The organism is Labrenzia sp. PHM005 (assembly GCF_006517275.1).
In the GTDB taxonomy this organism is placed as follows: Bacteria; Pseudomonadota; Alphaproteobacteria; order Rhizobiales; family Stappiaceae; genus Roseibium.
This window is the reverse complement of the sequence record NZ_CP041191.1, coordinates 187,882-214,550: the sequence shown is the minus strand read 5'-3', so window position 1 is coordinate 214,550 and position 26,669 is coordinate 187,882. Positions and strand designations below refer to the sequence as shown.

General features: G+C 55.5%; 27 protein-coding genes and 1 tRNA gene. 17 read left to right on the top strand and 11 right to left on the bottom strand.

Annotated features, from left to right (window positions below; translation table 11 throughout):
* The first annotated feature begins 121 nt into the window (after positions 1-121).
* Positions 122-928 (top strand): undecaprenyl-diphosphate phosphatase, encoded by an 807-nt coding sequence (locus FJ695_RS01150; RefSeq protein ID WP_141183732.1) that lies wholly within the window; start codon positions 122-124, stop codon positions 926-928.
* On the opposite strand, the gene FJ695_RS01145 is transcribed toward FJ695_RS01150, so the two are convergent.
* Positions 920-1,948, bottom strand: coding sequence for a YafY family protein (locus tag FJ695_RS01145; protein WP_141183731.1), 1,029 nt, complete (start codon positions 1,946-1,948; stop codon positions 920-922). The genes FJ695_RS01150 and FJ695_RS01145 overlap by 9 nt on opposite strands.
* A 148-nt stretch (positions 1,949-2,096) precedes the next feature.
* On the opposite strand from FJ695_RS01145, the gene FJ695_RS01140 reads away from it, so the two are divergent.
* Positions 2,097-2,333 carry a DUF1127 domain-containing protein gene (locus tag FJ695_RS01140; protein ID WP_141183730.1) on the top strand — a complete coding sequence of 79 codons (237 nt, stop codon included), beginning with the start codon at positions 2,097-2,099 and terminating at the stop codon, positions 2,331-2,333.
* A gap of 104 nt (positions 2,334-2,437) precedes the next feature.
* Here the strand turns inward: FJ695_RS01140 and FJ695_RS01135 are convergent, their stop codons facing one another.
* A complete protein-coding gene (locus FJ695_RS01135) occupies positions 2,438-3,412 on the bottom strand; it encodes a complex I NDUFA9 subunit family protein (RefSeq protein WP_141188515.1) in 975 nt (324 codons plus the stop codon).
* Positions 3,413-3,590: 178 nt separating this feature from the next.
* Here FJ695_RS01135 and FJ695_RS01130 point away from each other — a divergent pair.
* The 9 genes from FJ695_RS01130 to ptsN all read left to right on the top strand — a co-directional run bounded on the left by FJ695_RS01130 (position 3,591) and on the right by ptsN (position 10,503).
* A tRNA-Leu gene (locus FJ695_RS01130) sits at positions 3,591-3,677 on the top strand.
* A gap of 326 nt (positions 3,678-4,003) precedes the next feature.
* The gene (locus tag FJ695_RS01125) at positions 4,004-4,465 is read left to right on the top strand and encodes a cytochrome c (RefSeq protein WP_209010863.1); all 462 of its coding nucleotides are present in this window, start codon (positions 4,004-4,006) and stop codon (positions 4,463-4,465) included.
* Positions 4,466-4,635: 170 nt separating this feature from the next.
* A complete protein-coding gene (locus FJ695_RS01120) occupies positions 4,636-5,256 on the top strand; it encodes a ribonuclease D (RefSeq protein ID WP_141183729.1) in 621 nt (206 codons plus the stop codon).
* A 113-nt stretch (positions 5,257-5,369) separates the two neighbouring features.
* Complete coding sequence (gene lptC / locus FJ695_RS01115; protein WP_209010862.1) at positions 5,370-5,969, top strand: LPS export ABC transporter periplasmic protein LptC; 600 nt, start codon at positions 5,370-5,372, stop codon at positions 5,967-5,969.
* Positions 5,966-6,556 (top strand): LptA/OstA family protein, encoded by a 591-nt coding sequence (locus tag FJ695_RS01110; RefSeq protein WP_141183728.1) that lies wholly within the window; start codon positions 5,966-5,968, stop codon positions 6,554-6,556. Before lptC ends, FJ695_RS01110 begins: the two co-directional genes overlap by 4 nt.
* 96 nt (positions 6,557-6,652) lie before the next feature.
* The gene (gene lptB / locus FJ695_RS01105; RefSeq protein ID WP_141183727.1) at positions 6,653-7,435 is read left to right on the top strand and encodes an LPS export ABC transporter ATP-binding protein; all 783 of its coding nucleotides are present in this window, start codon (positions 6,653-6,655) and stop codon (positions 7,433-7,435) included.
* An 82-nt stretch (positions 7,436-7,517) separates the two neighbouring features.
* Positions 7,518-9,080 carry an RNA polymerase factor sigma-54 gene (gene rpoN / locus FJ695_RS01100; RefSeq protein WP_141183726.1) on the top strand — a complete coding sequence of 521 codons (1,563 nt, stop codon included), beginning with the start codon at positions 7,518-7,520 and terminating at the stop codon, positions 9,078-9,080.
* A gap of 300 nt (positions 9,081-9,380) precedes the next feature.
* The gene (hpf, locus tag FJ695_RS01095; protein WP_141183725.1) at positions 9,381-9,968 is read left to right on the top strand and encodes a ribosome hibernation-promoting factor, HPF/YfiA family; all 588 of its coding nucleotides are present in this window, start codon (positions 9,381-9,383) and stop codon (positions 9,966-9,968) included.
* 67 nt (positions 9,969-10,035) lie between these two features.
* Positions 10,036-10,503, top strand: a complete 468-nt coding sequence (gene ptsN / locus FJ695_RS01090) for a PTS IIA-like nitrogen regulatory protein PtsN (RefSeq protein ID WP_141183724.1) — start codon at positions 10,036-10,038, stop codon at positions 10,501-10,503.
* A gap of 236 nt (positions 10,504-10,739) precedes the next feature.
* On the opposite strand, the gene mdoH is transcribed toward ptsN, so the two are convergent.
* Positions 10,740-12,572, bottom strand: coding sequence for a glucans biosynthesis glucosyltransferase MdoH (gene mdoH / locus FJ695_RS01085; protein WP_141183723.1), 1,833 nt, complete (start codon positions 12,570-12,572; stop codon positions 10,740-10,742).
* Positions 12,573-12,669: 97 nt separating this feature from the next.
* Between mdoH and FJ695_RS01080 the strand changes: the two genes are divergently transcribed.
* Genes FJ695_RS01080 through FJ695_RS01065 form a run of 4 tightly spaced genes read left to right on the top strand, consistent with a single transcriptional unit; the run spans position 12,670 to position 16,003 of the window.
* Positions 12,670-13,704 (top strand): zinc-binding alcohol dehydrogenase, encoded by a 1,035-nt coding sequence (locus FJ695_RS01080; RefSeq protein ID WP_141183722.1) that lies wholly within the window; start codon positions 12,670-12,672, stop codon positions 13,702-13,704.
* Between the two features lie 19 nt (positions 13,705-13,723).
* A complete protein-coding gene (locus FJ695_RS01075; protein WP_141183721.1) occupies positions 13,724-14,122 on the top strand; it encodes a 6-carboxytetrahydropterin synthase in 399 nt (132 codons plus the stop codon).
* Position 14,123: 1 nt separating this feature from the next.
* Positions 14,124-15,182 (top strand): glycosyltransferase family 4 protein, encoded by a 1,059-nt coding sequence (locus tag FJ695_RS01070; protein ID WP_141183720.1) that lies wholly within the window; start codon positions 14,124-14,126, stop codon positions 15,180-15,182.
* On the top strand, positions 15,179-16,003 hold the full coding sequence (locus FJ695_RS01065; protein WP_141183719.1) for a class I SAM-dependent methyltransferase: 825 nt from the start codon (positions 15,179-15,181) through the stop codon (positions 16,001-16,003). The genes FJ695_RS01070 and FJ695_RS01065 overlap by 4 nt, the downstream gene beginning before the upstream one ends.
* A gap of 134 nt (positions 16,004-16,137) precedes the next feature.
* Here FJ695_RS01065 and FJ695_RS01060 read toward each other — a convergent pair whose 3' ends face one another.
* The 3 genes from FJ695_RS01060 to FJ695_RS01050 all read right to left on the bottom strand — a co-directional run bounded on the left by FJ695_RS01060 (position 16,138) and on the right by FJ695_RS01050 (position 19,550).
* Positions 16,138-17,214 carry a glycoside hydrolase family 5 protein gene (locus FJ695_RS01060; protein WP_141183718.1) on the bottom strand — a complete coding sequence of 359 codons (1,077 nt, stop codon included), beginning with the start codon at positions 17,212-17,214 and terminating at the stop codon, positions 16,138-16,140.
* A gap of 496 nt (positions 17,215-17,710) precedes the next feature.
* Positions 17,711-18,466, bottom strand: a complete 756-nt coding sequence (locus FJ695_RS01055; RefSeq protein WP_141183717.1) for a cobalt-precorrin-6A reductase — start codon at positions 18,464-18,466, stop codon at positions 17,711-17,713.
* Entirely contained in the window at positions 18,456-19,550 is a 1,095-nt protein-coding gene (locus FJ695_RS01050) for a cobalt-precorrin-5B (C(1))-methyltransferase (RefSeq protein WP_141183716.1), read from the bottom strand. The genes FJ695_RS01055 and FJ695_RS01050 overlap by 11 nt, the downstream gene beginning before the upstream one ends.
* Before the next feature lie 138 nt (positions 19,551-19,688).
* On the opposite strand from FJ695_RS01050, the gene cobA reads away from it, so the two are divergent.
* Both cobA and FJ695_RS01040 read left to right on the top strand, forming a co-directional pair.
* Positions 19,689-20,537 carry a uroporphyrinogen-III C-methyltransferase gene (cobA, locus tag FJ695_RS01045; RefSeq protein WP_371708948.1) on the top strand — a complete coding sequence of 283 codons (849 nt, stop codon included), beginning with the start codon at positions 19,689-19,691 and terminating at the stop codon, positions 20,535-20,537.
* Positions 20,527-21,873: a cobyrinate a,c-diamide synthase gene (locus tag FJ695_RS01040; RefSeq protein ID WP_141183714.1), complete on the top strand. Its 1,347-nt coding sequence runs from the start codon at positions 20,527-20,529 to the stop codon at positions 21,871-21,873. The genes cobA and FJ695_RS01040 overlap by 11 nt, the downstream gene beginning before the upstream one ends.
* Positions 21,874-21,920: 47 nt before the next feature.
* Here the strand turns inward: FJ695_RS01040 and cobM are convergent, their stop codons facing one another.
* The 5 genes from cobM to FJ695_RS01015 are packed head-to-tail and all read right to left on the bottom strand — an operon-like array spanning position 21,921 to position 26,668.
* Positions 21,921-22,694 (bottom strand): precorrin-4 C(11)-methyltransferase, encoded by a 774-nt coding sequence (cobM, locus tag FJ695_RS01035; RefSeq protein ID WP_141183713.1) that lies wholly within the window; start codon positions 22,692-22,694, stop codon positions 21,921-21,923.
* The gene (cobJ, locus tag FJ695_RS01030; RefSeq protein ID WP_141183712.1) at positions 22,691-24,535 is read right to left on the bottom strand and encodes a precorrin-3B C(17)-methyltransferase; all 1,845 of its coding nucleotides are present in this window, start codon (positions 24,533-24,535) and stop codon (positions 22,691-22,693) included. The genes cobM and cobJ overlap by 4 nt, the downstream gene beginning before the upstream one ends.
* A complete protein-coding gene (cobI, locus tag FJ695_RS01025; protein WP_209011051.1) occupies positions 24,505-25,230 on the bottom strand; it encodes a precorrin-2 C(20)-methyltransferase in 726 nt (241 codons plus the stop codon). The genes cobJ and cobI overlap by 31 nt, the downstream gene beginning before the upstream one ends.
* Positions 25,227-26,426 (bottom strand): precorrin-6y C5,15-methyltransferase (decarboxylating) subunit CbiE, encoded by a 1,200-nt coding sequence (gene cbiE / locus FJ695_RS01020; RefSeq protein WP_141183710.1) that lies wholly within the window; start codon positions 26,424-26,426, stop codon positions 25,227-25,229. Before cbiE ends, cobI begins: the two co-directional genes overlap by 4 nt.
* Positions 26,423-26,668 carry a hypothetical protein gene (locus FJ695_RS01015; RefSeq protein ID WP_141183709.1) on the bottom strand — a complete coding sequence of 82 codons (246 nt, stop codon included), beginning with the start codon at positions 26,666-26,668 and terminating at the stop codon, positions 26,423-26,425. The genes cbiE and FJ695_RS01015 overlap by 4 nt, the downstream gene beginning before the upstream one ends.
* Between the last annotated feature and the right edge of the window lies 1 nt (position 26,669).

Here is a 26,669-nt window from a genome sequence, read left to right as displayed (position 1 = left end):
GATATGGTTATCAAGGGTTTGACGGAGGTCTTTGGGTCCGGCAAATAGGCGGTCGAAATTCGTCGCGAGACTTAGCGGACCTTCCCGCATTCCATCAAGGCTTTTGGAGACCTGATACACAATGGATGGCCAAACGATTGTAAATGCTCTCATTTTGGGAGTGGTTGAGGGGTTGACCGAGTTCATCCCGGTATCCTCGACCGGGCATTTGCTGCTCATCGGCCACTTTCTAGGATTTGAAAGCACTGGAAAAACGTTTGAAGTCCTGATTCAGCTGGGGGCTATCCTGGCGATTCTCTCGGTGTATTCCGCCCGGCTGTGGACATTGGCGACTGCGCTGCCAAGCGATCCGGCCAGCCGGCGATTTGTTTTGGGGATCCTGATTGCTTTTCTGCCAGCGGCTGTGATCGGCGTGATGGCCCATGGTTTCATCAAAGGTGTTTTGTTCGAAACACCGGCTTTGGTTTGCACCACCTTGTTGCTTGGCGGCATTATCTTGCTTTGGATCGACCGGCTGCCGCTAAAGCCGGTCTATACCAATGTCATGGATTATCCGCTGTCGCTGTGCCTCAAGATCGGGATCTGTCAGTGCCTTGCCATGGTGCCCGGCGTTTCGCGGTCTGGGGCAACCATCGCCGGGTCTCTTTTGATGGGGACAGACAAACGGTCAGCCGCTGAATTCTCCTTCTTCCTGGCAATGCCGACTATGGCCGGTGCCTTCACCTATGATCTGTTCAAGAACCGAAATGTCATCTCCATGGATGATGCAATGCTGATTGGCATCGGATTTGTTGCCTCCTTCATTGCCGGCGTGTTTGTGGTCAAAGGTCTCCTGGACTTTGTCTCCCGCCATGGCTTTGCCGCCTTTGCCTGGTGGCGGATCATTGTTGGCCTTGCGGGCTTTGCCGGGCTCTATTTCCTAGGCTGATCGGTCGAAGGTATGTGGCGGGGCGTAACAGGCTGTGAGCGATGAAAGTTCCTCCGCCAGCTCTTGCCTCAAATGAGCCGGTTCCAAAAGCTCTGCTCCGGGGCCTAGCCAGCGGACCAGAGGCAGGATCCGGGCGCGGTTGGTGCTCGGGATGCTGATCAGAACATCTCCGTCCGCCATAGGGGTGAACACCGCGTGGCGGTAGTACCAGTCCGCGCTGAGTTTTTTTGCTTGTGCTGCTGTGATCCTGATTTTCGCAATGTCTTCTTCGCGCTCCCAGCGGCGCATGGCCTCTGATAACCAGGTGCCGCCAAGCAGGGACTGAATGGAAAACTCTTTTGGCGGCCGGAAGCGGAAACCACTGATTTCAAGGTCGTGGACCCGGTCAGCGCGGTAGACTTTGAGTGTATCAGTGTCGACGCAGCGGCCGGCAAGATACCAAAGATCCCGGTCGAACATGACGCCGAGCGGTTCTACATCATGTCCTTTGCGGGTGTTCCGGGACGGATTGAAGTGTTCAAACCGGACGCGGCGTGTTTCCAGAATTCCGGTCATGAAACCGTCGAGGGCATTTTGCCAGGCGTCGTTCGGCTCGGCTTTTGTTCCGGAGTGAAATATGTCTGGCGGGATCGGTTCGATACCAACGATTCGGTCCGCGTCTTTCAACAGGCCATGAACGGTCTTTGGCAGGGTTGCCAGGAGCTTTTTCTCAGCGGAGCCGAGGTCATCGGCGAGCGGGACGGTGCGGCTGGAACGCACTAGGGCCATAGCAGTCAAAAGTGCTGCAGTCTCGTTGCGGGTGAGCGCGACAGGGGGCTGCAGGTAACCCTGCGCCAGCCGGTAACCGCCTTCGGCCCCGCGTTCGGCATCGATGGGAACACCAAGCGCAATCAGCCGGTCGATATCCCGATAAACGGTTCGCAAGGAGACTTGAAACCGGTCCGCAAGGACAGTCGCAGGGACGAGTTTACCGCCGGTCAGAAGCAGCAAGATGCCGAGCGCACGCTCAATCGGGTTCATGGAACAAAGCTCTTTTAGGTTGTGGCGAAAAAAATCTTAGCTCGAGAACAGAACAAGATCAAACATGACTCACAGCTGTCAGGATTGCCCTGTCATTGTGTCCACATCCCCGGAGAAATCGGGGTGAAGGAAGTTCAGGAGAAGTGAGATGAGCCTTGAGATCGATACCGTATTCCGCCGCCGTGCCAACAATCGCAGTCTTGTCTTCGTTGCCTTTCGTGCTCTGGCCGCACGCGTCCAGCTTTATCGGCGCCGTCGGGCTACTGAACGGGCTCTGGCCAATTTGAATGCGCAGGAGCTCCAGGACATTGGTTTGGTGCGGACACATGATGGCTACCGGAAACTGCATCATGACCGATTGGGAGCAGGGTACTGGAATGTGTAACTGGCTGTGCGAAACCAGTTGGCGGCCAACCGATATGGCCAGGAAGACGAAAAAGGCGGGCCTTGCCCGCCTTTTAACTGCATCACGTGACTGACGTGTCCAGACTAGACGGCTCTATGCGCGTCATATTGGCCGTGTTCGCGGAACCGGTCGAGGTAGGACGGCAGGATCGCTGCAGTGGTGGCCGGGGTAATTCCAATACCGGCGAGTGTCCGGTTGTCAGCAGTTGCAGTTTCGGAAACCACATTGTCGGTCTTTAAAAGTTCCACCTGATCGGCTGTCAGCGGCGCACCCGGCAGGAGTTGCATCACCTTGCCCATGGCAGAGGAAATCTCGAACGGGATCGGCAAAAGCACACGGGAGCGCCGGGTAACGTCCAGCATTTCCGCCAGGCACTCTTTGAAGCTTTTAACTTCCGGGCCACCGAGTTCATAGACAGCGCCCGCTTTCAAATCGACATCGACAGCGCGGGCGACCGCTTCGGCAACATCTCCGACATAAACCGGCTGGAATTTGGTGGCTCCGCCGCCTATCAGTGGCAGCACAGGCGAGAAGCGCGCCATCCCGGCAAACTGATTGAAGAAATCGTCTTCCGGCCCGAAGACGATGGACGGCCGCAGAATGACACTCTCTGGCAACGTCTCAAGCACCCCGGCTTCGCCGGCAGCTTTTGTCCGGGCGTAGGCTGAAGAGCTTTCCGCGTCCGCTCCAATAGCGGAAATATGCGTGATCGCGTTGATACCGGCCGCCCGCGCAGCTTCGGCAATGGCGCGTGGACCGAACGCCTGAACGGCATCGAAGCTTTGCTTGCCGGTTGGTGCCAGAATGCCGACGGCATTGACGACCGCATCTGATCCCTGCAGCGCCCGGTCGACAGACCAGCGGTAACGCAGGTTGGCCTGGATGGCCATAATCTGACCTGGAGCACCAAGCGGTTGAAGATGGCTGGCCAGATCCGGGCGGCGGACGGCCGCGCGCACACGGTAACCGCGCCGTGCCAGAGCCTGAACGATGTGCCGGCCCAAAAATCCAGAGCCGCCAAATACTGTGACGAGTTTACCGTTGAGGGGTGTGGACATCTTGAAAATGCCTTTTGTCGCGTCCAAAAGCTGTTTCCCGCAAACATTATGCCGGAATTTTCCCCCCGTCTCTTAGACCTTTGCGCGCAGTGTGTGAAGGGCTGGGCGGGAATGAACAAAAAAAGTATCGGCCAGTGATTGACAAGGACAGGGCAGCCCCTTAGAAGCCTCCCTCACAGCCCAGGTGGCGGAACTGGTAGACGCGCTAGCTTCAGGTGCTAGTGCCCTTATGGGCGTGGAGGTTCGAGTCCTCTCCTGGGCACCAAACATACGTTTCAGATCATCCAGTTCGATCCGAAACACTCCGAAAAAGCTCCGGTTTCCGGGGCTTTTTTCGTTTTCATCAAAATGACAATGCTCATCCGCGCTCGGGCCCGATTGCCGCATAAATGCTGCCCGTTCCTGGTCCCTTTCCGGCAAGGCAAATCTTTTGAAAGTCCTGTCACAGGCATGCGGCGGGATCACGACCTCTGGACATCCTATTAATTGTGGGCCAGATGCTAGGTGGGAATGGCGGTGGCGCTAAAATCGTTGCATCTAAAAGATTTCTGCAACGCGCCGTCCGTCTGTCCAGTTGAAAGGACTGCCATCATGCGGCTTGTGAAACTATTTGGTGGTGCCGTTCTAGCGGTTATTCTGACAAGCGCGATCGTGTTTGCCCATGGCGGGGCAACCGGTATCGTCAAAAAGCGTATGGACGCCATGGAAGCCATCGGCGGCAATATGAAACTGGCCGGGCAGATGCTGCGTGGTCAGAAACCTTATGATGCTGCCGCGCTCAGGCAGGCGGCTGAAACCATTGCAGAAAATGCGGGCGAGAAACTAACGCGCTTGTTTCCGGAGGGCAGCTTGATGCCACCAACGGAAGCACGGCCGGAAATCTGGCAGGATTGGGATAAGTTTGCTGGCTTTTCTAACGATATGAAGGCGGCGGCCAGCGAATTGGCAATAAAAGCTGGAGAAGGTGCGGAAAAAGGGGCTGTCGCGGCGGCCTTCAGCAAACTTGCACAGACCTGCAAGGCGTGCCACGAAGCTTTTCGGATCGAAAAATAGACTGTTGAGCCGCTCTTAAGGGTTCGGAGCGCATTGTTTTCAAGCCGCCAACGCGCGGCAGGAACCCTTGCGCCAGGCGGTGTCATGCTCTACCTGAAACTCCGTTCGGCGAATACGTTCATTGAATTTTGCATCGGCCCTGAGCAAGAGAACCGGAAGGACAAGGCAACATGACAATCCGCTACCACAAAGGCGATTTGCCGGATTTGAGTGCCTATGAATCGGCATCCGCGGTCGCGGTGGATTCAGAAACCCTCGGCCTTAATCCGCATCGTGACCGCCTATGTGTGGTTCAATTGTCACCTGGCGATGGGTCGGCCGACGTTGTGCAAATTGCTAAGGGTCAAAAGGAAGCGCCAAATCTGGCTGCGCTCATGACGGATCCGTCGAAACCGAAAATATTTCATTTCGCACGGTTTGACGTCGCCGTTTTGCGTCACTATCTGGACATTCAGGTCGCACCGGTCTGGTGCACTAAGATCGCGTCCAAGCTGGTGCGGACCTACACTGACCGGCACGGATTGAAGGACATCACCCGAGAGTTGCTTGGCGTAGAACTGTCGAAGCAGCAGCAGAGCTCAGATTGGGCAGCAGAAACGCTTTCAGATGCGCAATTGGCCTATGCCGCTTCAGATGTTTTGCATTTGCATGCGCTGAAGCAAAAACTGGATATGATGTTGGCGCGCGAGGAGCGGACACACATTGCCGATGCGTGTTTTGACTTTTTGCCAACACGTGCCGAACTCGACCTGAAGGGTTGGGAAGAGACTGATATTTTTGCCCATTCCTGATCGCGGGACCCATCCGTTGGTTGGCGGCCTTAGGAAATGGATTTTCGGAGCTGCTTTTGAGCACTGTGAGCCAAGAGTTCGGAGGGTTGATTCCTCGTGACATGGAAAGCCGTGTGCAACGCTCAGCACGCCGGCACAGCGTGCTCGTGCGGACGTTGCGGTTTTTGTTTCCGGCGATCGGTCTATTAATCCTGGTAGGAATGATCGGGGCTGTGGTTCTTTTTAATGTGCTCGGCTCTTTTGGTGCCGCTAACCTTGTTCTGACCAGCGACGGGATCGTAATGGATCATCCAAAGCTTTCCGGCCATGATGGTGACCGCTCCTATCAGGTGACAGCACGCAAGGCGGTGCAACGGCTGACTGATCCCCGAATAATAGATTTGGAACAAATCCAGGCCGACATTGTTCTTGGGCCGGATGAAGGCGCCAAGATACTGTCACTGAAGGGCATCTATAACAATGCTGCTGAATCCTTGCGCCTTTATGAGGGGGTGCAGCTGGAATGGAGCGAAGGCTATAGTGTTGAAGTCGACAAGGTTGAAGTGGATTTGAAAACCGGCGCCATGTCTTCAGATCAACCCATTACGATCACATCTGACAAAGGCCGGTTGGCCGCTGGCAAGATTGATTACGACAAGGATAGAGGGATCGTAGTGTTCAAAGAGGGCGTAAAAATCACTCTATATCCGGAGACCGAGGACAATAAGCAATGATGAAATCGGTCTTAAAAGGTAGCCTGATCGTATTTTCAGCGCTGCTGTTGGCGAGCGCACCTGTTGCAGCTCAGACATTCTCCGACTCTTTTGCCGGATTTGGCTCCAGCAATGGACAGCCGATCGAGATCGAATCCAACGAATTGCAAGTGGAAGACAAAACCAAGGTTGCGACTTTTATCGGCAACGTTGTTGTTGTCCAGGGCGATACCCGGCTTGAGACCGCGCGCCTGAAAGTGTTTTACGATGGCGGCGGCAACAGTGGCGCACAGCCGGCCACCGCCCAGCAGGAAATTTCCCGGCTGGAAGCAGCTGGCGGTGTTCATATCTCTTCAAAAGATCAAACCGCGACCGGCGATGCCGCGAATTTCGATATGAAGCGTGAAGTCATGGTGATGACTGGCCGGGAAGTTGTTTTGAGCCAAGGCGCCAATGTGGTCGTTGGCAACCGTTTGACGGTCAACCTGAAGACTGGACAAGCAAACCTGAAGGCAGCTCCTGCACCAGCCACCGCAAACCAGGGTGGTGGGTCTGGCCGGGTAAAGGTTCGGATTTTGCCGAATTCCGTTCCAAGTGCGCAGCAATAGCCTATGCAGAAGTTCTGCTAGGAAACAAACAATCAATACATTATCTGTGTTTCGACGACAGACTTGACGGACAGCGCATCAGTGAATCGGCCTCCAATGGACAATCAGGAATTTCAGCAAGGTTACTCAGGCTATGAGCAACCTGCCGAAGATTTGTCGAATGCGCTTGTTGTCGAAGGGATCGGCAAGACTTATGGGCGGCGTCAGGTTGTCAAACATGTTGGTTTGATGGTCCGGCCGGGTGAAGCCGTTGGTTTGCTTGGGCCGAACGGTGCTGGCAAGACCACGACTTTCTATATGATCACCGGTTTGATCCGGCCTGATCAAGGCAAGATCTATCTGGAAGGGTTTGATATCACGCGCATGCCGATGTACCGGCGCGCCCGGCTCGGGATCGGTTATCTGCCCCAGGAAGCCTCCATTTTTCGCGGGCTGACGGTGGAAGAAAACATTCGCGCGGTCCTTGAGGTTATCGAGCCGAACCGGAAAAGGCGTAGAGAAGATCTGGATTCTCTGCTTGCCGAATTCGGGCTGACTCATTTGCGTAAGTCGCCGAGCATCGCCTTGTCCGGCGGTGAGAGGCGCCGCGTTGAAATTGCGCGAGCCCTCGCCAGCCGGCCATCCTTCATGCTTCTCGACGAGCCGTTTGCCGGTATCGATCCGATTGCAGTTGGCGATATTCAGCAGCTGGTGCGTCATCTGACCAAGAGAGGGATCGGCGTTCTGATCACGGACCACAATGTCCGAGAAACCCTTGGGTTGATTGACCGGGCCTATATTATTGCGGCCGGCGAAGTGCTGACCGAAGGATTGCCCCAAGACATCGTGGCCAACCCGGACGTCCGGCGGCTTTATCTTGGTGAGCAGTTTACCCTTTGATGACAAGGCGCGTGCAAGTTTGTATCTTGTGATAACAAGCAAGAAACAGACCAAGAGAATCTGACGGGCGCCTGGGACATTAATGGCTATTTCAACCAAATTGGAGATGCGGCAAAGCCAGTCGCTGATCATGACGCCGCAGCTGATGCAGGCGATCAAGCTGCTGCAAATGTCTAATCTCGATTTGGTATCTTATGTGGAGGCTGAGCTTGAGCGCAATCCACTCCTAGAAAAAGGTGAAGCCGACCCGGCAGAAAACTCGCCGTCCGATGTCAATACACAAGCAGAAGCTCCGGCAGGTGATCGGGCAGATGCGCAAGAGGTCATGACCGCGGCTGACGGTGAGCCGGGAACGGGCGACTGGATGCAGAGCGATCTGGAAACTGGTGCAGAAGCCATTGCCTCGCGGATGGACACCGATCTCGGCAATGTGTTTCCGGACGAACCCGGCGTTCCTGCATCACCGGATCCTGCGCAATTGAAAGGCGGTGACAGCTACAAGAACGCAAGCTCCAGCGCGGCTTCGGAAGATTATAATCTGGAAGCCTTTGTTGCAGATGAGGAGTCTCTCGTAACTTCGCTGGAAGAGCAGATGAATCTGGCCTTTGCCAGTGAAGCCGACAAGCTGATAGCGGGCCATCTGATCAATTCTCTCGATGAGAACGGATATCTATATCTGGATCTTGCCGAGGCAGCTGAGCAGTTGGGCGTTGATCTGATTCGAGTTGAAAACGTGCTGGCTGTCCTGCAGACATTTGAACCGGCTGGGGTATTTGCCCGTAACCTGGCTGAATGCTTGAAACTGCAGCTCATTGAGAAGAACCGCTACGATCCGGCGATGGAAGCCTTGATTGCGAATATTGAGTTGCTTGCCAAACGGGATCTTGCCGCATTGAAAAAACTGTGCGGTGTGGATGATGAAGATCTTGTGGAAATGGTCCAGGAGATCCGGGCGCTCGATCCAAAGCCGGGATCGGTGTTTGGTGGTGCCCTTGTTCAACCGATGGTGCCCGATGTGTTTGTTCGCCCTGCCAGCGATGGCACTTGGAACGTCGAGCTTAACTCAGATACCTTGCCGAAAGTGCTGGTGAACCAGACTTACTATGCCAGAGTGGTGAAAACCGCCCGCGATGAAACTGAAAAAGAGTATTTAACTGAATCGCTTCAAACAGCGAACTGGCTGGCCAAGAGCTTGGACCAGCGCGCCAAAACGATACTGAAAGTCTCGACAGAGATAGTCCGCCAGCAGGATGGTTTTCTGACCCACGGAATCGAGCATCTGCGCCCGCTCAATCTTAAGATCATCGCGGAAGCCATTGAGATGCACGAATCGACCGTCAGCCGGGTGACGTCGAACAAATATATGGCAACGCCCAGAGGCATATTTGAGCTGAAGTATTTCTTTTCCTCTGCAATCGCCGCAACAGTTGGTGGAGACGCGCATTCTGCTGAGTCCGTGCGCCACAAAATCAAGCAAATGATTGACGCCGAAGACCCCAAAGCCATTTTATCCGATGACACGATCGTTAAGGTTTTGAAGGGGGAGGGTGTGGATATCGCGCGGCGAACGGTCGCAAAATACAGGGAAGCTATGAAAATCGGCTCATCTGTTCAGCGGCGGCGGGAGAAGAACGCAAAGCTGTAAGCGTCGCATAACTGTCGAGGCTTGCTTGTGAATTCATAGCCAAGCCCGGAAGAAATGTAGAGTTTCCGCGCGATTTTTGAAATTTCAGTTCGATTGCTCGATCCGATTTATCGGATTGTTTCCCTTTTGATGAGACAATTGACTCTCATGCAGGCGCCAATTATAGGACCGCCCTTGTGACAATGAGGGGATGGCACTTTAGCGCTGACTGGTCCATTGTGTAGGCGTGAAACGTTTCTCGTTTCCCCACCGGCAGAAACGCCGGTGACCTGTCGGTCAATAGAAGAAGAAGAGGTCCCCATGGCTTTGCGGATTTCGGGTAAAAATGTTGATGTAGGCGACGCACTGCGTGTCCATATCACCGACCGAATCGAAGACGCCCTTTCGAAGTATTTTACGGGCGGTTTCACTGGCCACGTAACGCTCAGCAGGGAGGGCACGGGTTTTAAATCCGAGTGTACCGTGCATCTGAATACGGGAATCGTATTGCAGGTGTCCGCGCAGGACCAAGATCCGCGCAACAGTTTTGATCTGGCTGCTGACAAGATCGAAAAACGCCTGCGGCGTTACAAACGCAAACTGAAGGATCATCATAGCCACAATGGCAATGGCCGCGAGGCGGTCGAAGCGGCTTACTCTGTTCTAGCGTCTCCGGATGAGGACGAGGAAGTTCCGGCGGATTTCAATCCGCTCGTCATTGCAGAAACGTCTGCGAAGGTGAAAACCATGACTGTCGGTATGGCAGTGATGGAACTTGATTTGACGGAAGCGCCTGTTGTCATGTTTAAGAATGCGGCAAATGGTGGTGTTAACGTTGTCTACCGCCGCGCAGATGGCAATATAGGGTGGATAGACCCGGCACTGGTGGTAAACGCAGCCGCCGAATAACACTCATGCGCAAGGGTCCGGCTTCCTGAAAGCGGGAAGCCGGCGCCCAAAACGAATAGGCGAAGGAATGGATCTTAGTGATCTTCTGAGCAAAGACGCGGTTATCGCCAGATTGAAAGCCAAAAGCAAAAAGCAGGCGATTCAAGAACTGGCGGCCAAAGCCGCGGAACTGACTGGTCTTTCAGAGCGGGAAATCTTCGATACGCTGCTGCAGCGGGAGCGCCTAGGGTCGACTGGCGTCGGTCATGGCATCGCGATTCCGCATGGCAAGCTGACGCGTTTGGATCGTTTGGTCGGCGTCTTTGCCAAGTTGGACAGGCCAGTCGACTTTGATGCACTCGACGAAGAACCGGTCGATCTTGTTTTTCTCCTGCTCGCGCCTGAAGGCGCTGGAGCGGACCATTTGAAAGCGCTGGCCCGCATTGCACGCCAGCTGCGCGATTCAGCCGTAACCGAAGGAATCCGGACGGCACCGGATGCCGACGGCATCTACGACCTTCTGATCCAGCCGATTGCATCCTCTAACGCGGCTTAGCTTCTCTTTGCAGATTAGAGCTTGCCGCACCTAATTGGCTTCATTTGACCGTGACACATTTGATCTCTGGCTAGGCGATTTGCGTGCGATAGTGTGATCACCATAACCGCAAAACAACGACGCAAGTGAGCAAATATGTCCGGCCCTTATTCTTTGCCTTTTTATATGGAAGGGTGCGGCAGGCTCTAAAACAACCACCCTCGCAATATGGACGAGGGTGTAGGGCGTTTTGACCCTCAGCCCGCCTCCGCCGGTTCCGGTTCGGATTGACCAGCAGATATCTCTTGCGGCTGAGTGGGAGTGATCGAGCCTTTTCGAAGAGATGGCAAGTGGAGATCGAGCAGCTCTGTGGGCGGGATCGTTTCTTCCGGAATGCGCCAAAGGGTCGAGCGGATAGCCAAGCTCCCCAATGTCGCGGTGGACGTTGCTACCGCCAGGACAGTTGCCAACAGCGGACCAATAGCCACCGGGATTACGGGCCAAACAAGATCTAAAGGCTGATGGACAAGCCAAAACAAACCGGCCAATCCAAAGACTGTTTGAGGCCAGAGTTTCTGCAGAACCAGACCAACCGGCAAGCGTGCAACGTCTCTTGCCTGGGCACCCCAGCCAATCGACTTGCCAACCGCCAACCCGCCCATGAAGATAGTGTGGGCGACCGCCATTATTGGTGCGAGCATGGCTGAGTACAGAATTTCGATGGCGACACTGAGCAGGATTCTAAAGGAACCGCCGAAGGCTTTGCGCAAATCCTTTCGCGCTAGAATATCTGCAACCGTGGCCAACTTTGGTGCAAAAACCATTGTTAGAACGCTGAAAAACAACGCGGCACCTGTATCAGCACGATAGGGTGCATAATCCGTGGTCATGCCCAGTGTCGCAGCGCCGACCATGAAACCGATCCAGGCGGGTGAGCCCAGGAACATCAAGATCGCCAGCACCAACTGTGCCCGGCTGACTGGTTTCAAACCCTTCAGGCCCAGCAAGCGGCGGTATTGCAGATTGCCCTGGCACCAGCGCAGATCCCGGCGGATGAACTCCAGGAGATGGGGTGGGTTGGCCTCATAGCTGCCTGTTTCCAACGGCAGAACACGGACTTCATATCCTGCTCTGCGCATCAACACTGCTTCTACCTGATCGTGTGACAGGATCGGCCCGCTCAGTGGACCTTTGCCAGGCAGTTGCGGCAGCCGGCAGTGTTCAGCGAAAGGTTTTAGGCGCAGGATCGCATTGTGCCCCCAATAAGGTCCGCAATCCCCTTGCCACCAGGCGCTGCCGATAGTGTAAGAGCGCATGCCGAGGCGCATACCAAACTGAAAGATACGGGCGAAAGCACTGTCTGTTGGAAGACCGACTACGAGGCTTTGCAGAATTCCAACTTGGGGATTGGCATCCATTCGCCGAACCAGGCCGGTGAGCGCTTCAACGGACATATAGCTGTCGGCATCCAAAACAATCGCATAGGCGTGTTGTCCGCCCCAGGTCTTGCAAAAGTCTTCAATGTTACCGGCCTTGAAACCGGTGTTCACGGCCCTCCGCCGGTAGACAACGTCCATGTGACCGGAAAGCCGGTCTGAGAGACGCGCGACCATGTGTTTTTCTTGGCGTGCGATGACTTCCTGAGATGTGTCACTTAGCACGTAGAGCGTGAAGTTCTGGTTTTCCCGGGCCCGAACAAGATTGCTGGCCATGGCGTTGAGATTGGTCTCCAAAGCGTCGACGTCTTCGTCTCGGATACAGGACAACAAGGCTGTGGAGTTGGTGAGCGGAGCTTCCGGGTCCGCGTTGGCAATCGGGCAAACCGTGGCAATCGGGTCTTTCGCCATCCGCATGATGATAAGGCCAATCACCGCGTTCCAAAAACCGATGATGGTCCAGGGCAGTGTGATCAAAAAGCAGGCGAAAATGAACAGATCAAGTGCCGAATGACCACCCGGCGATAAGGTCACGAACATCAGCGCGGCCAAAGCAAGGAAGCTGGTCGCTAACAACAATGAAAAGATGATCCGGCGGACGGTCAATGTCTTGTTACCCTGAAATGAAGTGATTTTATCAATGGCTTGCAGCATATTTGGGGCTTCCAATCCTCGCAAACATAGCAATAGTGGCCTTAGCGGTATGATGGGGTCGTGGCAAAAACGTGACAGAGTTCGGAGACCTTGGTGAATGGTGAGTAGCGCGACGGCTACAAACGGATGCGCAGCCCAAGCGCTCTGGTACATGGGCTCTGAAACGGTTGCTTTGAAGGATATCCGTGTCCCGGATTTGCAGCCGGGCCATGTTCTCGTCAAAACGTTTTACAGCTGCGTCAGCCGGGGTACTGAAGGGCTTATTTTCCGTGGCGCTGTTCCGGAAAGCGAATGGCAGCGCATGCGCGCGCCTTTTCAGGAGGGCGACTTTCCATTCCCCGTCAAGTACGGTTACGCCAGCGTCGGCGAGGTGATCGGCGGCGATGCCGATCTTATTGGTCAGACCGTTTTTTCGCTTTATCCGCATCAAAATCTTTTCACTCTCCCATCCGATGCTTGTGTTCCCGTACCCGCGTCGGTTCCGGCTCATAAGGCCGTGCTCGCGGCCAATATGGAAACTGCACTCAATGCTTTATGGGATGGAAAACCATCACCTGGGGATCACATCTGCGTGGTTGGCGGCGGCGTTGTCGGGCTTTTGACCGCTTACGTATGCGGACAGCTTCCTGGATCAACGGTGACACTGGTCGATGTAAATCCTGCGCGCGCGCAGATTGCTGGCGAATTGGGATTGCAGTTTTGCCATCCAGACAATGTCCCTCTTGATCAAGATATTGTGTTTCACACCAGTGCGACAGCTGCTGGTCTAACCACTGCGCTGTCCTGTGCGGGCAATGGCGCCAGCGTCGTAGAAATGAGTTGGTATGGTGATCAGGCGGTTGAAGTGCCGCTCGGGGCAGACTTTCACAGCCGCCGGATCAGACTGATCTCCAGTCAAGTGGGAACCATTCCACCCGAACGGCAGGAACGGTGGACGTATCGTCGGCGGTTGCAAACAGCTTTGTCTCTTCTCGAAGATCCCCGGCTAGATCAGTTGATCAGCCACCGGGTTCCGTTCGAGGATACCCCAGTAAGACTTCCCGAAGTGTTGAACAAGGCGTCAGATGTCTTGGCGGCGCTCATCGTTTATGACCAACCGGCTGAGGCGCCAGCCTCGTCTGGCCAGACTTAATAAATTCAGGATTACAGGAATGTTTGCAGTTGAAGTTCGCGATCATGTGATGATTGCTCACTCGTTCAAGGGAGACTTGTTTGGCCCGGCCCAGGCACTTCATGGCGCGACATTTGTGGTTGATGCGGCATTCCTCGCCGAAGCTCTGGATGAAAACGGAGTGGTGATCGACATTGGCCGGGCACATGAGGCGCTAAAGGAAGTTCTGGAGCCGTTGAACTACAAAAACCTGGACGATCTGCCTCAATTCAAGGGCATCAACACCACCACGGAGTTTTTGACCAAACATGTGCATGATCATTTGGCGGAAGCGGCCCGGCAGGACCGGCTTGGCCGAAAAGGCGATGAGCTGACATCCATCCGCATCACGATTTCAGAATCCCATGTTGCCCGGGCCTGGTACGAGGCCAAGATCTAGAATGGTCTTGCCGGCATTTTATTTTGCTTATCCCGGTGATCTCAACACATTGACCGGCGGGTATGGGTATGACCGCCAGATCCTTGCGGGCCTCAGATCAGATGGGTGGGATGTTCATCCGGTTTCACTTGGTCCTGGATTTCCTTTCCCGAACGTAGAAACACTCCAGTCTGCCGAGGGCTCATTAGCCTCTTTGCCCAACAAGAGTGTGGTGATTATCGATGGACTTGCCTTTGGTGTACTGGGCGATGTTGCTCAACGGCTCGCAGAAAGTTTGACCATCGTGGCGCTGGTCCACCATCCGCTGTGTAAGGAAAATGGCCTTACGGAAGACGGGGCCCAAAACCTAAAAGCCAGTGAAGCCGCAGCCTTGCGCCAAGCCCAGCATATTATCGTTACCAGCCCGGCCACCGCTGATCAGCTGCAAGATCTGTTTGACGTTCCAGCCGAGAAAATCAGCGTGGCACTTCCTGGAACCGAGCGGCCAAAGGCAATAGATCGCGCGCCGTCAAAAACGGTGCGGTTGCTGTCCATTGGCACGGTGACACAGCGTAAGGGCTACGATCTTCTGTTTTCCGCCTTAGCTGGCCTTAAAGAGCATGATTGGCATCTCGATATCATCGGTGGCTTGGAAGCTGACCCGGAGTGTGTCTTAGCGCTCAATGCACAGGCAGATGATCTGGAGCTGGCCGACCGTCTAACCTTCCATGGAGCTGTCCCCTATGACCGGCTGTCTGACTTCTATCAAGCGGCGGATGTGTTCGTGCTCGCCAGCCGTTATGAGGGCTACGGAATGGCTTACACCGAGGCAATTGCGCATGGCCTGCCTGTGATCGGCAGTGGTGCGGGGGCGGTAGAAGACACACTTTCCGGCGGCGGTGCGCTTTTTTGTGGTGTCGAGGATGTGCCGGCGCTCAAGGCCGCCTTAGAGCGGCTGCTCATAGATCCAGAAGCGCGGCAGAAACTGGCTCAAGAGGCACACCTCGCGGCCCAATCCTTGCCGACCTGGGAGGACGCGGTGACCGTATTTGAAACTGTCGTTGAAAAGGTGCGGTCATGAGTGGGTTTTCAGCTGAGTGGCTAGCGCTGCGTGAACCTTTGGATCTTGCCGCCCGCAACAAACAGGTTGAAGCGGCATTTTTTGCTGCTCTTCCTGATCGTGATTTGAAGGTCCTCGATTTGGCAAGCGGTGCCGGATCCACAGTTGCGGCCTTGTCACGCGGGGGCGTCCCGGTCATCAGCTGGACTTTGGCCGATTATGACGCTGAACTTCTGACCATTGCTGCCACGCGCAGGTATAACAAAACGCCTGCCAATCTCGTAACTTTGGAGGTGGATTTAGCAGAAGGTTTGGATCTGCTTCCGCTTTCCGAAGTGGATGCCGTCACCACATCGGCTTTTTTGGATTTGGCGTCCGAAGGTTTTTTGCAACGTTTGGTCGATGCTGTGACAAGTGCCGGAAAGCCCTTTTTAGCCAGCCTCACTTATGATGGCCGGGCAACATTTGAACCGGCTAACCCCCTGGATGAGTCACTGCGGGAGGCCTTGAACAAAGACCAGCAAACCGACAAGGGATTTGGTCCGGCGCTGGGCCCGCAGGCAGCTCGGCGCGCAATCGACCTCTTCACCGCGAAAGGGTATCTTGTCAAAGAAGGTGCTTCCGATTGGCAGATTGAGCCCGGTGCCGCTAATTTCTTGAAAGAGTTTCTGTCCGGCTGGGCTCGTGTTGGCTGCAAACAAGGCCTTAATCCGGCTGAGGTGGATAGATGGCTGAAACTTCGCAGCCAGCAAATTTCAGAAAAAAGACTGTCCATGATGGTCGGACATTTGGACTTTGTCGCGCTGCCAAAGTTGCAAGGCAACAGCAAAAACGACCTCTAGCGGAAGACGTGCAGATAGCCTGTTTCTGGCTATGCGTGTTTATCCGCGGGATCGTGGAGACCGAGTTTCGATACCTTTGCGACCGTGAATTTGGGTAATCATCTTGGACACCGTAATGCCAGCAAGACTAAACCTTAGTTGGCGGGAGTTCCGCACACGGGTGCCGTGCCATTCGTTGTTGGAATATAGGCTTCAAGCACGTCCATCTGTGGTTTATCGACGCCATTGTTGGGTTGAAGCGACAAGGGATAACTGCCCCACCAGTCACCGGCGGCCCAAGCTGCCCAACCCAACCAGATTGCGTCCTCTTTGTTGATGAACGCGGCCACTTCCGAGATGCCTTCTAGGCAATCTGGCGAACTTGTACCGCCAAATTCACCAAGATATCCCTGAAATCCATGAAGGCGCATCCAATCGGTCACGTCTTTTAAAGCAGAAATGGCGTCCCCGGTGCGCGGACAAGTCGCGTTTGTCCCGGAAAAATCGACATCGAGATACTGATGGATTTCGAAGGCGAAATTGTCCATCGGATCTGAAATGTCTTTGAACAGTTCGGCATTTGAGCCGCCCGGTTGATCCTCGAACCAGTGAGATGCCCCGGTCCAGATTGTTCCCGGGACTAGTATCAGATTGTCTGCACCTGTACGCCTTATAGCATTGATCGCTGCCTGAGCCGCATCAAACCAGGTGGTGGCCGTTACGCCGACCGGTTCGTTCATCAAGAGATATATGACATGGGTGTCGTCTGAAAACTCAGGTGCGAGTTTCTGCCAGAAATCAGCGAAGGCTCCGGCCGTGAAGTTACCCTTGCCCAGTTTGATACCCCGGTATTCGGCAAAATTGTGGGGGTCTAGGACTACAGATAATCCAAGTTCAGTGGCGCGTGAAACGGTATCATGTAACCGGGACAATTCCGCTTGATCAAATGGGCCAAAAAGCTCGGGCTGGAGCCGCTCCCAACGAAAGGGAAGCCGGATCGCCGTCATCTTTTTTGAGGCCGCCCATGCCAACGTGGCATCTGAGGGATAGATATACGCCTTGCCGTATTCGCCTTCATAACCGCCGAATTCGGCGCCTGCGATGTTGACGCCTCTAAGGCAAATTCGCTCTTTAGCCGAAGCATCGGAAAGAAACAGAGGCATTACCAGGAACAATGCTGCAAAGATGATGTTTCGAGTTGTCTTTGGATTGTTCGCAAAACGATTGATCATACAATGGCCTGTAAAGACACTTGAACAAGTAGAGATTATTAGAAGCTACAATCATAAAAGAAGGACTAGCGGACTTGCGCAAGAGGAAAACTGCCGCAGGGAGTAATCCTGAGCCCTAATCGGGAGTTAGGTTAATATGAGATGGCGTGGAACCCAAGTATGAAGTCCGAATTTTTGATAGCAAATTCATTCCTGTGACATGACAATATGACCAAAATGACTTTACCTTTTAGGACCAGAAAAGACGGAACCCAGGACTCTTTGCAGAGCCAAATCCAGCACAAGATTCCGAAAGGTAATACACGATCTTCTCAAACAAACTTAAGTAGCCTAATTTGCCCAGCACCGGTGACCGTGCTGAATGAAAAAGCGGATTTTTGAGCGGAAACGCTCTATTAGTTTTTACGGGAACCACGGCACTTTTTTGGCCGTTATGTCCTCGGCGGGCCAAGATTTCTCTATCAAATTCTTCGTCTAAAAATTTGCAGTTGAGAAATCAGTTGTCGACGAAGTTCGCTAATCTATCCAGCGTCTCCGGAACATCTGCTGCCGTTTCCGTGTCCGGTAGCTTAGGCCGTTCAATGATGATGACCGGCAGCTGAAGGCGCCGGGCGGCTTTTATCTTAGCAAAGGCGCGTGTCCCGCCGCTGTTTTTCGTCACAACATGACTGATGTTATGATGTTTGAAGAGCGCAACCTCCTCGTCAGTATCCTGTGGTGGGCGTGATAAAAGTAAGGACCAGCCATGCGGCAAAGGGTTTTCGGGCGGTTCAATCATGCGCGCCAGACCAAATATGTCGGTGCGATGATAGAACGCCGACACTTCCTTGCGCCCGACAGCAAGAAAGGCCCGGGCACCGGCAGGAAGTGCTTTCGCCGCTTCCTCTATTGTTGAAACGGTTTGCCATTGGTCACCGGGACCGGCGCACCATGCCGGCCGCTCAAGCCGGATTACTGGAATACCAAGACCTGTTGCCGCGCTTACGGCATTCCGGCTTATTTGCGCCGCGAAGGGATGGGTGGCATCCACAATTACCGTGACATTTTCAGCCTTAACAAAGGCCTTCAGTCCTTCTGTGCCGCCAAAACCACCCACTCGTTTTGCGATGTCGAGCTCCTGCAAGTCTTTGACAACACCCGCAAAAGAAGCGGTCAGGCGCACACCGGGAAAGCGTTCCGGCAATTGTTTAGCCAAAAGCCGGGCCTCATGTGTTCCGGCAAGCAGCAGGATGTGCGGATTGTCAGTCGTCAAAACCGCACTCTCCGAGAATGTTGCCCTGACGGTCGACAATGAAGACTTCGACCGCGATGGGGGCGTCCCGCAAAATGGTCTTGATGGCCTGTTTGGCCCGCCGCGCCAGATAGGGGCTCAGGTCAATGCCTCTGTCTGCTGAAAAGTCTAGAACCTCCTTGGCCGTGTTTGCTTCGGCCGTACGCTCAATCAGACCGGAAGCAGCTCCAGCTTCAGCCAAAAGGCTTTGAAGAAACTCAAAGTCCACGGAACTGCGGGCGGAGTGCAAATCCAGGGCCCCTTGGGCAAGCTTGGTGAATTTGGCAAAGCCGCCTGCCATTGTGAGTTTTGGAACCGGATGGCTTCTGAGATATTTCAACAGTCCGCCGGCAAAATCACCCATGTCCAGATAGGCACCGTCCTCAAGCTGATAGCGGGTTTGAACGGCTTTTTCGGACATTGCGCCCGTTGCCCCGACCACATGGTCCAGACTGGTTGCCCGGGCGACATCAATGCCGCGGTGGATTGAGGCGATCCATGCGGCGCAAGAGAAGGGCCGTACGATGCCGGTTGTTCCGAGCACGGACAGTCCACCGACTATGCCAAGACGCGGGTTCATGGTTTTTTGTGCGAGTTGTTCGCCGCCCTTGATTGACACTTCGATTTCGACGTCGCCAGAACCACCGAATGTATCGCCGATCTCGCTGATCGCGGTTTGCAGCATTTGACGGGGGACCGGATTGATGGCCGGTTCGCCGGGGAGAATCGGCAGGCCGGGGCGGGTTACTGTGCCGACCCCTTGTCCGGCCTTGAAAGAGATCCCGGCGCCCTTCGGCATGAGGCGCACTGTCGATGTGATCTCCGCGCCGTGAGTAACATCGGGATCGTCACCGGCATCCTTTGTTACTGTGGCAAAGGCTTCACCCTGCGAAAGACCGTGGTGGGTCAGAACAAAATCGGCGGTCCCATTTCGGGGCAAAGTGATCTCGATGATCTCTGGAAAACTTCCCGTCAGAAGCGCTTGATAGGCCGCTTTTGCGGCCGCTGTTGCACAGGCGCCTGTGGTCCAGCCCCGCCGCAGTTCTTTTCCCTCAGGTTCGTTCATGGATGTTCTATACCTGAACTTTGCACAAGGTGCGTAGCGCAAGAAATGAAATGTCGTTTTCGCATAGCTTTATACCGGGAAAGGCTTGGCGCTCGCAGGGCAAAACGATAAACAGAAGTAATGCACGATGATCCCCAAATGACCTTGTTCGCTCAGTCTTTGCCCGAATTCGAAGCCGGATGGGTCTGGCTTGCCGGAGCAGGGCCGGGCGATCCAGGCCTTTTGACGCTGCATGCGGTCAACGGGCTGCGCCAGGCTGATGTGGTTGTTTATGATGCACTTGTAGACAAGAGTATCCTCGAATGGGCGAAACAAGACGCTGTGCTCGATTATGCGGGCAAACGCGGCGGAAAACCGAGCCCCAATCAACGCGACATTACCCTCAAACTCATTGAGTACGCCCGGGCCGGAAAACGGGTTCTGCGTCTGAAAGGTGGCGATCCCTTTGTGTTTGGCCGGGGCGGTGAAGAAGCGCTTGGTTTGGTTGAAGCGGGGGTTCCGTTCCGGATTATACCGGGCATTACGGCGGGGATCGGCGGCCTTGCCTATGCCGGTATTCCAGCCACGCACAGAGATTGCAATCAGGCGGTCACCTTCCTAACCGGCCACGATCAGCTGGGCCTTGCTCCGGATGCCATCAACTGGGACGGAATTGCCAAGGGATCGCAAGTCATTGTCATGTATATGGCGATGAAACACCTGGAAACGATTGCCGGCAAACTGATTGCCGGAGGACGGTCTTTGGATGAGCCTGTGTGTATCGTGTGCAACGGATCTTTGGATACCCAAGACGTTCTTGAAACAACGCTGGGCAGATGCGCTCAGGATGTCGCCGAAGCAGGACTAAACCCCCCGGCTATCGTTTGTGTTGGTGAGGTGGTGCGGCTCAGGTCCGGCCTCGATTGGCTCGGAGCCATGTCCGGCAAGGTTCTTCAATCCGATCCGCTCGGACTGCGCTCCAAGTCCCGTCAGTCCGATGCCGGTTGAACAGCCTTTGCCAAACACAAAAGGCCTGTTGATCGCGGCACCGTCATCCGGCGCTGGTAAAACGACAGTGACGCTCGCGCTGCTACGGGCTTTGAAGAACGCCGGACAATCTGTGGTCTCGGCAAAATCCGGACCGGACTATATCGATCCTAAATTCCATGAAGCTGCAAGCGGCCGTCCCTGTATCAATCTGGATGCGTGGGCGATGGAGGTCCGATCGCTTCAAGCTTTGGCAAAAGGACATGTCAGCGGCCATGACTTGTTGATTGTCGAAGGAGCGATGGGGCTCTTTGACGGTGCAGCCAGCGGTGTGGGATCGGCCGCTGATCTGGCGAAAAGCCTGAACGTGCCGGTCATTCTGGTGGTCGATTGCGCAAAACAAGCCCAGTCGGTGGCAGCGCTTGTCAGCGGATTTCAAACCTTCCGGTCCGATATCTCGGTTAGGGGCGTCATTCTAAACCGCGTCGGCAGTGCTCGGCACGAACAAATGTTGCGTAAGGCATTGGCTGGTCTCGACATCAAGGTCCTTGGGGCATTGCCGCGTACGGAAAAACTGGTATTGCCCGAACGCCATCTCGGTCTTGTTCAGGCGGTAGAACATCCTGAGTTGGAAGCGTTTCTTGAGACGGCCGCAGACATTTGTTTCAAGAATGTGGATCTGGCAGCAGTGAAGGACCTGGCAGGGGACATCGACCTCGATCAGAAGTCATCAAGCGTTCAACTTCCAACTCCTCTCGGCCAGCGGATTGCCGTTGCAGAGGATGTTGCCTTCGCGTTTTCCTATTTGCATTTGCTGGACCACTGGCGCCGGAGCGGAGCGGAGATCTCCTTCTTTTCGCCGTTGGCAGATGAGGGGCCAGAGACTGGAGCTGACGCTGTCTATTTGCCGGGCGGCTATCCCGAGCTACATGCGGGCCAGTTGGCAAATGCTCAGTCATTTAAGTCCGGGATGCGGTCTGCTGCCAATAAAGGCGCACTGATTTACGGTGAGTGCGGCGGCTATATGGCGCTTGGCGACAGCTTGATCGATGTGGGTGGCCAACGTCATGAGATGCTGGGCTTGTTGCCGCTGGAGACAAGCTTTCAGGCGCGCAAACGGCATTTGGGGTATCGTTGCCTAAAGCCGTTAGCCGGCGTTCCTTGGGATACGCCATTGTCGGCACATGAATTTCACTACGCCAGTATTGTCCGCGAAGGTGATGCCGACCGGCTCTTTGCAGCCAAGGATGCAGAAGGCCAGGACCTGGCCGACATGGGGCTGCGCGCCGGGAATGTCATGGGGTCTTTCGCGCATATTATTGCCCTTGGTCCGGTGAACCAGTACCGGCGCAGCTGAAAACACCTTTCCAGCTGCTAAGTGCCAGGAGCCCGAACAGCTTTGCGCTAACCCTTCGCCTTTTTCTTCGGCCTTAAAACATGGACATGATCTGCGTCATAAAGGGCGCTGTCGCGGAAGTCCTCGCCTGGTTTTAGGGCGTGACCAACAAAGATCAGTGCGGTGCGGGTGATTTTGGAAGCCCGGACCTTTTCCGCGATGGTTGAAAGCGTGCCGTGAATGAAGAATTCATCCGGCCAGCCGACCCGGTAAGCCACGATAACCGGGCAGTCAGCACCGTAGTGTGGAGTCAATTGCCGTTCGACTTCACGCAAGTTCCGGATCGACAAGTGAATAGCCAAAGTAGCCCCACTTTTGCCGAGCGTATCCAGGTCCTCGTTGTTCGGCATGGCCGAGGACTGCATCGCCGTGCGCGTGACAATGATAGTCTGGGCGACTTCCGGCACGGTCAGCTCGGTTTTTAGAGCAGCAGCAGCTGCAGCAAACGCTGGAACACCAGGCGTAATATCGTAATCGATGCCGAGCGCATCCAACCGCCGCATTTGTTCGGCTGTTGCGCCATAGATGGACGGGTCGCCGGAGTGAACGCGCGCAATGTCCTGACCATTTGCGTGGGCCGTTTCAATTTCCGCGATGATCTCATCTAGAGTCATCGGGGCGGTGTCGATCACCCTTGCGCCCTCGGGAGCGGCCGCAACGATCTGCTCCGGCACCAGGGAGCCGGCATATAGACAGACCGGACAGGATTGGATCAGCTTCAAACCTCGAACGGTGATCAGATCCGGATCGCCGGGACCGGCGCCAATGAAGTGTACGGTCATTTGTTGTTTTCCGTTTTTTGGCCTTTGGGGGCGTCGATGCGTTTGGCGTAGCCGCGCGGTGTATAGACAAAAGGTTTGCCGTCGCCACGTGTAACCGCTTTGGAATTGGACGAGCCGACCATTACGGTGGTCAGCATGTCGACATCATCGACCTCCAACTCTGACAAGGTCAGCACCCGCAATGTTTCTTCCGGGCGGCCGAGATTGATGCCGAGCACCACCGGAGTGTCGGCCGGCCGGTGTTTTAGGAGAATTTCCTTGGCGGCTGCCAACTGCGTCCGCCGGCGCTTCGAGACGGGATTGTAGAAGGCGATGACAAAATCGCCTTCCGCCGCAGCGTTCAGCCGTTTTTCAATGGAGTCCCAAGGCGTCAGGAGATCGGAAAGAGAAATCGCACAGAAATCATGGCCGAGCGGCGCTCCAATCTGAGCTGAACAGGCCTGCAAAGCTGAAATTCCCGGCGCATTGGTGACGCTGACCCGTTTGGCCGCATCTGTCACGCCGCCATTGTCACCATCCCGGTCCAGTAGTTCATAGACGAGCGCGCCCATGGCGTAGATGCCGGCATCTCCGGACGAAATCAGCGCGACGTTTTTGCCCTTGCCAGCTTCCTCCAGTGCAAAGCGAACGCGGTCTTCTTCCGCGCCAAGAGGAAAATTATGGTGTGTTTTGCCGGTGATATGGGCGGACACAATGTCGAGATAGAGCGAATAGCCGACAACATCCGTGGCCTCGGCCAGAAGCTTAGTTGCCTGAGGCGTACGCCAGTCGTCCTTGCCGGGCCCAATGCCGATAACCGACAGATGCCCGCGCGGCCGGCCGACGGACAGCGCGTCGATTGGCTCGAGAGCGCGGGTGATGGCGCAGGTGGCATTGGCGGTTTTTTGTTTTTCGACCGCCAGGCGGCCATCAGGGCCGACAGAGGCGAGGGCGGCCCCTTCGGCAACGCCGTGGCAACGGACTTCTGAATAGACAACTTCCGACGGGTTTTTCAGCCGCGGTGTTTCCAGTTCCAGCTGTTCCGCCGAGAAAAGCCGGAGAGGCGCGCCGAGATGGGCAGCGAGCGCATTCATCGCCGCTTCGTCGGCCTTCAAATCAATGGTCGCAACGCAGGCAATTGCGCCCTTGGCAATGCTGTGGATCGCCAGATGTGTATCAACGAGATCAATCAGTTCCTGCGGATCGCAGCCCCTGGCGCAGCCGACCCCAACGACATAGCGCTGCGGGTGATATACCAGCCGTGTTGGTGAGCCGTCCACCGGCTCATCGGTCGCGAGCAAAGTGAGATCCGCATCTTCCGAAATCGTCAGCTTGTCCTGTTTCAGCCAGTCTGCCTGACCAAGGATCTGAACGGCTGCACCGGAGAGGAGTTCGGCCATCACCGGTTTTGCATCGTCCGGATTGGCGAGTTTCCATCCCTTTGGCGGAGCATCGAGCGCAATACCAAGTGCAGTGTCACCGGCCGTCGTGATCGCCGCATGCCCGCCAAGGCCTTTTGCGAGTAGACGGGCCAATTCGTTGGCACCGCGATGACCGCCGAGAAGCGGGACAATGCTGGACCCGTCTTCGGAAACCGCAACAACAGGCGGCTCGTTACGCTTATCCGACAAGACCGGCGCCAGCGCCCGGATCAGAATGCCGCTGGCACAAAATCCAATGATCGGATGGCCAGCCTTAAACAGCATCTGAAGGTGTTCAATGGTTTCATTGAACTGCGTGTCGGCTGTCGGGACACGGCCAGCGAGGCCGTGGATGCGTGCGGTCGAAAACCGTTTGGCGATGTCCTCGGCCGTGTCGAGGCCTGCCTGGTTCAAGACGAGAAGGATGGGGGAAGCGTCCACGCTTCGTCTCCCTTGTAAATGAGGATCATAGAGAAATAGGGGGCGGTTTCCGCATTGAGGTCAATCAGGCGGTGAACCTTTTGTTCCGGCAAGCTGGCCCGTTCGACGTACCCGGCCCGTTCCAGAAGGCCCATCTCATCAAGAAGGGCCTTCAAGCGCGCCAAGTGCCGGCCAACCTTCATGATGGCGATCGCCTGCGCTTCGTTGATTTTGGCGCGGATATCGACGTCGGGCAGCGGGCCCGGAATGACCGTCAGCACATCATTGCGTGATGTTAGCGGCCGCATCAATTGAGCCGCGCAGGTTGTCATGGACGTGACGCCCGGCACCACTTCGCAGTCAAAACGGCCCGACAGGCGCTCGAATAGGTACATGAAGGAGCCGAAGAAAAACGGGTCGCCTTCACACAACACGACGACATCGTCGCCGGCCTCAAGGACCGTGCCAATTTCTTTTGCGGCCCGATCATAGATTTCTTGTGCCGGGAACCGGTCCACGCGCATTGGCACAACAATCGGGATTTCTCGAGCACTTTCAGGGATTGCAGCCGCCGCGATCGAGCGGGCAAAACTATCGCCGGAATCTGGGGCCGGATAGGCGACCACCTTGGCTGAGGAGATCAGCCGGTGCGCCTTCAAGGTCATCAGTTCCGGATCGCCCGGGCCGAGACCAATACCAAAGAGCTTGCCGCTCATGATTTTGTAAAACTCCATTGGGTCACCGGCATGGCCGGGCGCCAGCCGGTGAGGCCGCCTACTGCACTCGCGCGCTGGACGGACAGACGTTTTAGATCGCCGCCGTGCTGCCGATAAGCATCCAAGAGAACTGCTTCGCTTTCCAAGGTCACAGCATTGGCAACGAGCGTGCCAGCGGCCTTCAGGGCCTCAAGGCACGTTTCAATCATGCCATCGGCCGTCAGGCCACCGCCGATAAAAATCGCATCGGGTTCTGGAAGATCCCGCAATCCATCCGGTGCATTTGCATTGCGGAGGTCCAAATGAGGGACGCCGAGGGCAACCGCATTTTCCGCCGCCATCTGGCGGCGGTCGGCATAGGGTTCCAGCCCAATCGCCTTTGTCCGATTAGCCGCGCGCAGCCATTCAATGGCAACCGAGCCGCAACCTGCCCCAACATCCCAAAGAAGGGCGCCGGGATAAGGCTTGAGGGCGGCGAGTGTGACCGAACGGACTTCTTGTTTGGTCATTTTGCCGTCATGACGGAACATGTCGTCGGCAAGACCCGGAACACGGGAATGGACCTTGGTATCGGGATCGGCGATCACTTCAACAGCAAGAGTGTGAAAATCAGCAACCTCCTCCGTCCAAGCGTCCGCAGTCTTGAATATGATGCGTTCTTTGTCGCCGCCGAGATGTTCAAGAACCGTCAATCTGCTTTTGGAATAGCCTTCGCCAGCGAGGATTTTGCCGACTTGGGCTGGTGCTTTGCCGTTGCTGGTCAGGACCAGAAGCCGGGCGCCTGGATAAAGCAGTGAACGCAGCAGGTCGACAGGGCGGCCATGGATGGAGAGGCATTCCGTCTCCTGAACTGCCCAGCCAAGCCGCGCGGCCGCAAGCTGAAACGCGGAAGGGGCCGGAAAGACGACCATTTCTTCTGAAGGAAAATACCGCGCCAGGCTGGAACCGATGCCATACCACTGCGGATCGCCGGTTGCGAGCACGGCGACGGACTGGCCTTTCAGCGCCGCCAGATCGTCAAACACTTTGGAAAAGGGCGACGGCCACAGGCGTTTTTCGCCTGAAAGCGCTGGCACCAGCTCAAAATGCCGTGCGCTGCCATAGATGATGTCTGCAGTCTCAAGCGCGGTGCAGGCGGCTGTCGAAAATGATCCATCCTCGCCAAGCCCGATCAAAGTCAGCCAGGGTGTGGTCATTTGTCCTCCAGCTTGTATCGCCGGATTGATGCTTTGGCGGCCAAGGTTTCGGGTGTTCCATTTCCGGTCACAACCGGTTGCCGTTGTCCCCGGGACTTATAGGGTTTGCCGGCTTCTTTGCGTTCTGTGCCGTTGCCTGCTCCAGATGGTTGGCCGCCTGGTTGAGACAAAAATCCGCGCGAGCGCAGAGGCTTGCCTGCCGGGACGGATTTTAGCCCCCTTTTCGAAACCGGATCTTTCATC

Bases quoted from the DNA above. Each gene is read 5' to 3' on its own strand.
- FJ695_RS01150 (WP_141183732.1), top strand. From the start codon at position 122: ATGGATGGCCAAACGATTGTAAATGCTCTCATTTTGGGAGTGGTTGAG.
- FJ695_RS01145 (WP_141183731.1), bottom strand. From the start codon at position 1,948: ATGAACCCGATTGAGCGTGCGCTCGGCATCTTGCTGCTTCTGACCGGC.
- FJ695_RS01140 (WP_141183730.1), top strand. From the start codon at position 2,097: ATGAGCCTTGAGATCGATACCGTATTCCGCCGCCGTGCCAACAATCGC.
- FJ695_RS01135 (WP_141188515.1), bottom strand. From the start codon at position 3,412: ATGTCCACACCCCTCAACGGTAAACTCGTCACAGTATTTGGCGGCTCT.
- FJ695_RS01125 (WP_209010863.1), top strand. From the start codon at position 4,004: ATGCGGCTTGTGAAACTATTTGGTGGTGCCGTTCTAGCGGTTATTCTG.
- FJ695_RS01120 (WP_141183729.1), top strand. From the start codon at position 4,636: ATGACAATCCGCTACCACAAAGGCGATTTGCCGGATTTGAGTGCCTAT.
- FJ695_RS01110 (WP_141183728.1), top strand. From the start codon at position 5,966: ATGATGAAATCGGTCTTAAAAGGTAGCCTGATCGTATTTTCAGCGCTG.
- lptB (WP_141183727.1), top strand. From the start codon at position 6,653: ATGGACAATCAGGAATTTCAGCAAGGTTACTCAGGCTATGAGCAACCT.
- rpoN (WP_141183726.1), top strand. From the start codon at position 7,518: ATGGCTATTTCAACCAAATTGGAGATGCGGCAAAGCCAGTCGCTGATC.
- hpf (WP_141183725.1), top strand. From the start codon at position 9,381: ATGGCTTTGCGGATTTCGGGTAAAAATGTTGATGTAGGCGACGCACTG.
- ptsN (WP_141183724.1), top strand. From the start codon at position 10,036: ATGGATCTTAGTGATCTTCTGAGCAAAGACGCGGTTATCGCCAGATTG.
- mdoH (WP_141183723.1), bottom strand. From the start codon at position 12,572: ATGCTGCAAGCCATTGATAAAATCACTTCATTTCAGGGTAACAAGACA.
- FJ695_RS01080 (WP_141183722.1), top strand. From the start codon at position 12,670: ATGGTGAGTAGCGCGACGGCTACAAACGGATGCGCAGCCCAAGCGCTC.
- FJ695_RS01075 (WP_141183721.1), top strand. From the start codon at position 13,724: ATGTTTGCAGTTGAAGTTCGCGATCATGTGATGATTGCTCACTCGTTC.
- FJ695_RS01070 (WP_141183720.1), top strand. From the start codon at position 14,124: ATGGTCTTGCCGGCATTTTATTTTGCTTATCCCGGTGATCTCAACACA.
- FJ695_RS01065 (WP_141183719.1), top strand. From the start codon at position 15,179: ATGAGTGGGTTTTCAGCTGAGTGGCTAGCGCTGCGTGAACCTTTGGAT.
- FJ695_RS01060 (WP_141183718.1), bottom strand. From the start codon at position 17,214: ATGATCAATCGTTTTGCGAACAATCCAAAGACAACTCGAAACATCATC.
- FJ695_RS01050 (WP_141183716.1), bottom strand. From the start codon at position 19,550: ATGAACGAACCTGAGGGAAAAGAACTGCGGCGGGGCTGGACCACAGGC.
- cobA (WP_371708948.1), top strand. From the start codon at position 19,689: ATGACCTTGTTCGCTCAGTCTTTGCCCGAATTCGAAGCCGGATGGGTC.
- FJ695_RS01040 (WP_141183714.1), top strand. From the start codon at position 20,527: ATGCCGGTTGAACAGCCTTTGCCAAACACAAAAGGCCTGTTGATCGCG.
- cobM (WP_141183713.1), bottom strand. From the start codon at position 22,694: ATGACCGTACACTTCATTGGCGCCGGTCCCGGCGATCCGGATCTGATC.
- cobI (WP_209011051.1), bottom strand. From the start codon at position 25,230: ATGAGCGGCAAGCTCTTTGGTATTGGTCTCGGCCCGGGCGATCCGGAA.
- cbiE (WP_141183710.1), bottom strand. From the start codon at position 26,426: ATGACCACACCCTGGCTGACTTTGATCGGGCTTGGCGAGGATGGATCA.
- FJ695_RS01015 (WP_141183709.1), bottom strand. From the start codon at position 26,668: ATGAAAGATCCGGTTTCGAAAAGGGGGCTAAAATCCGTCCCGGCAGGC.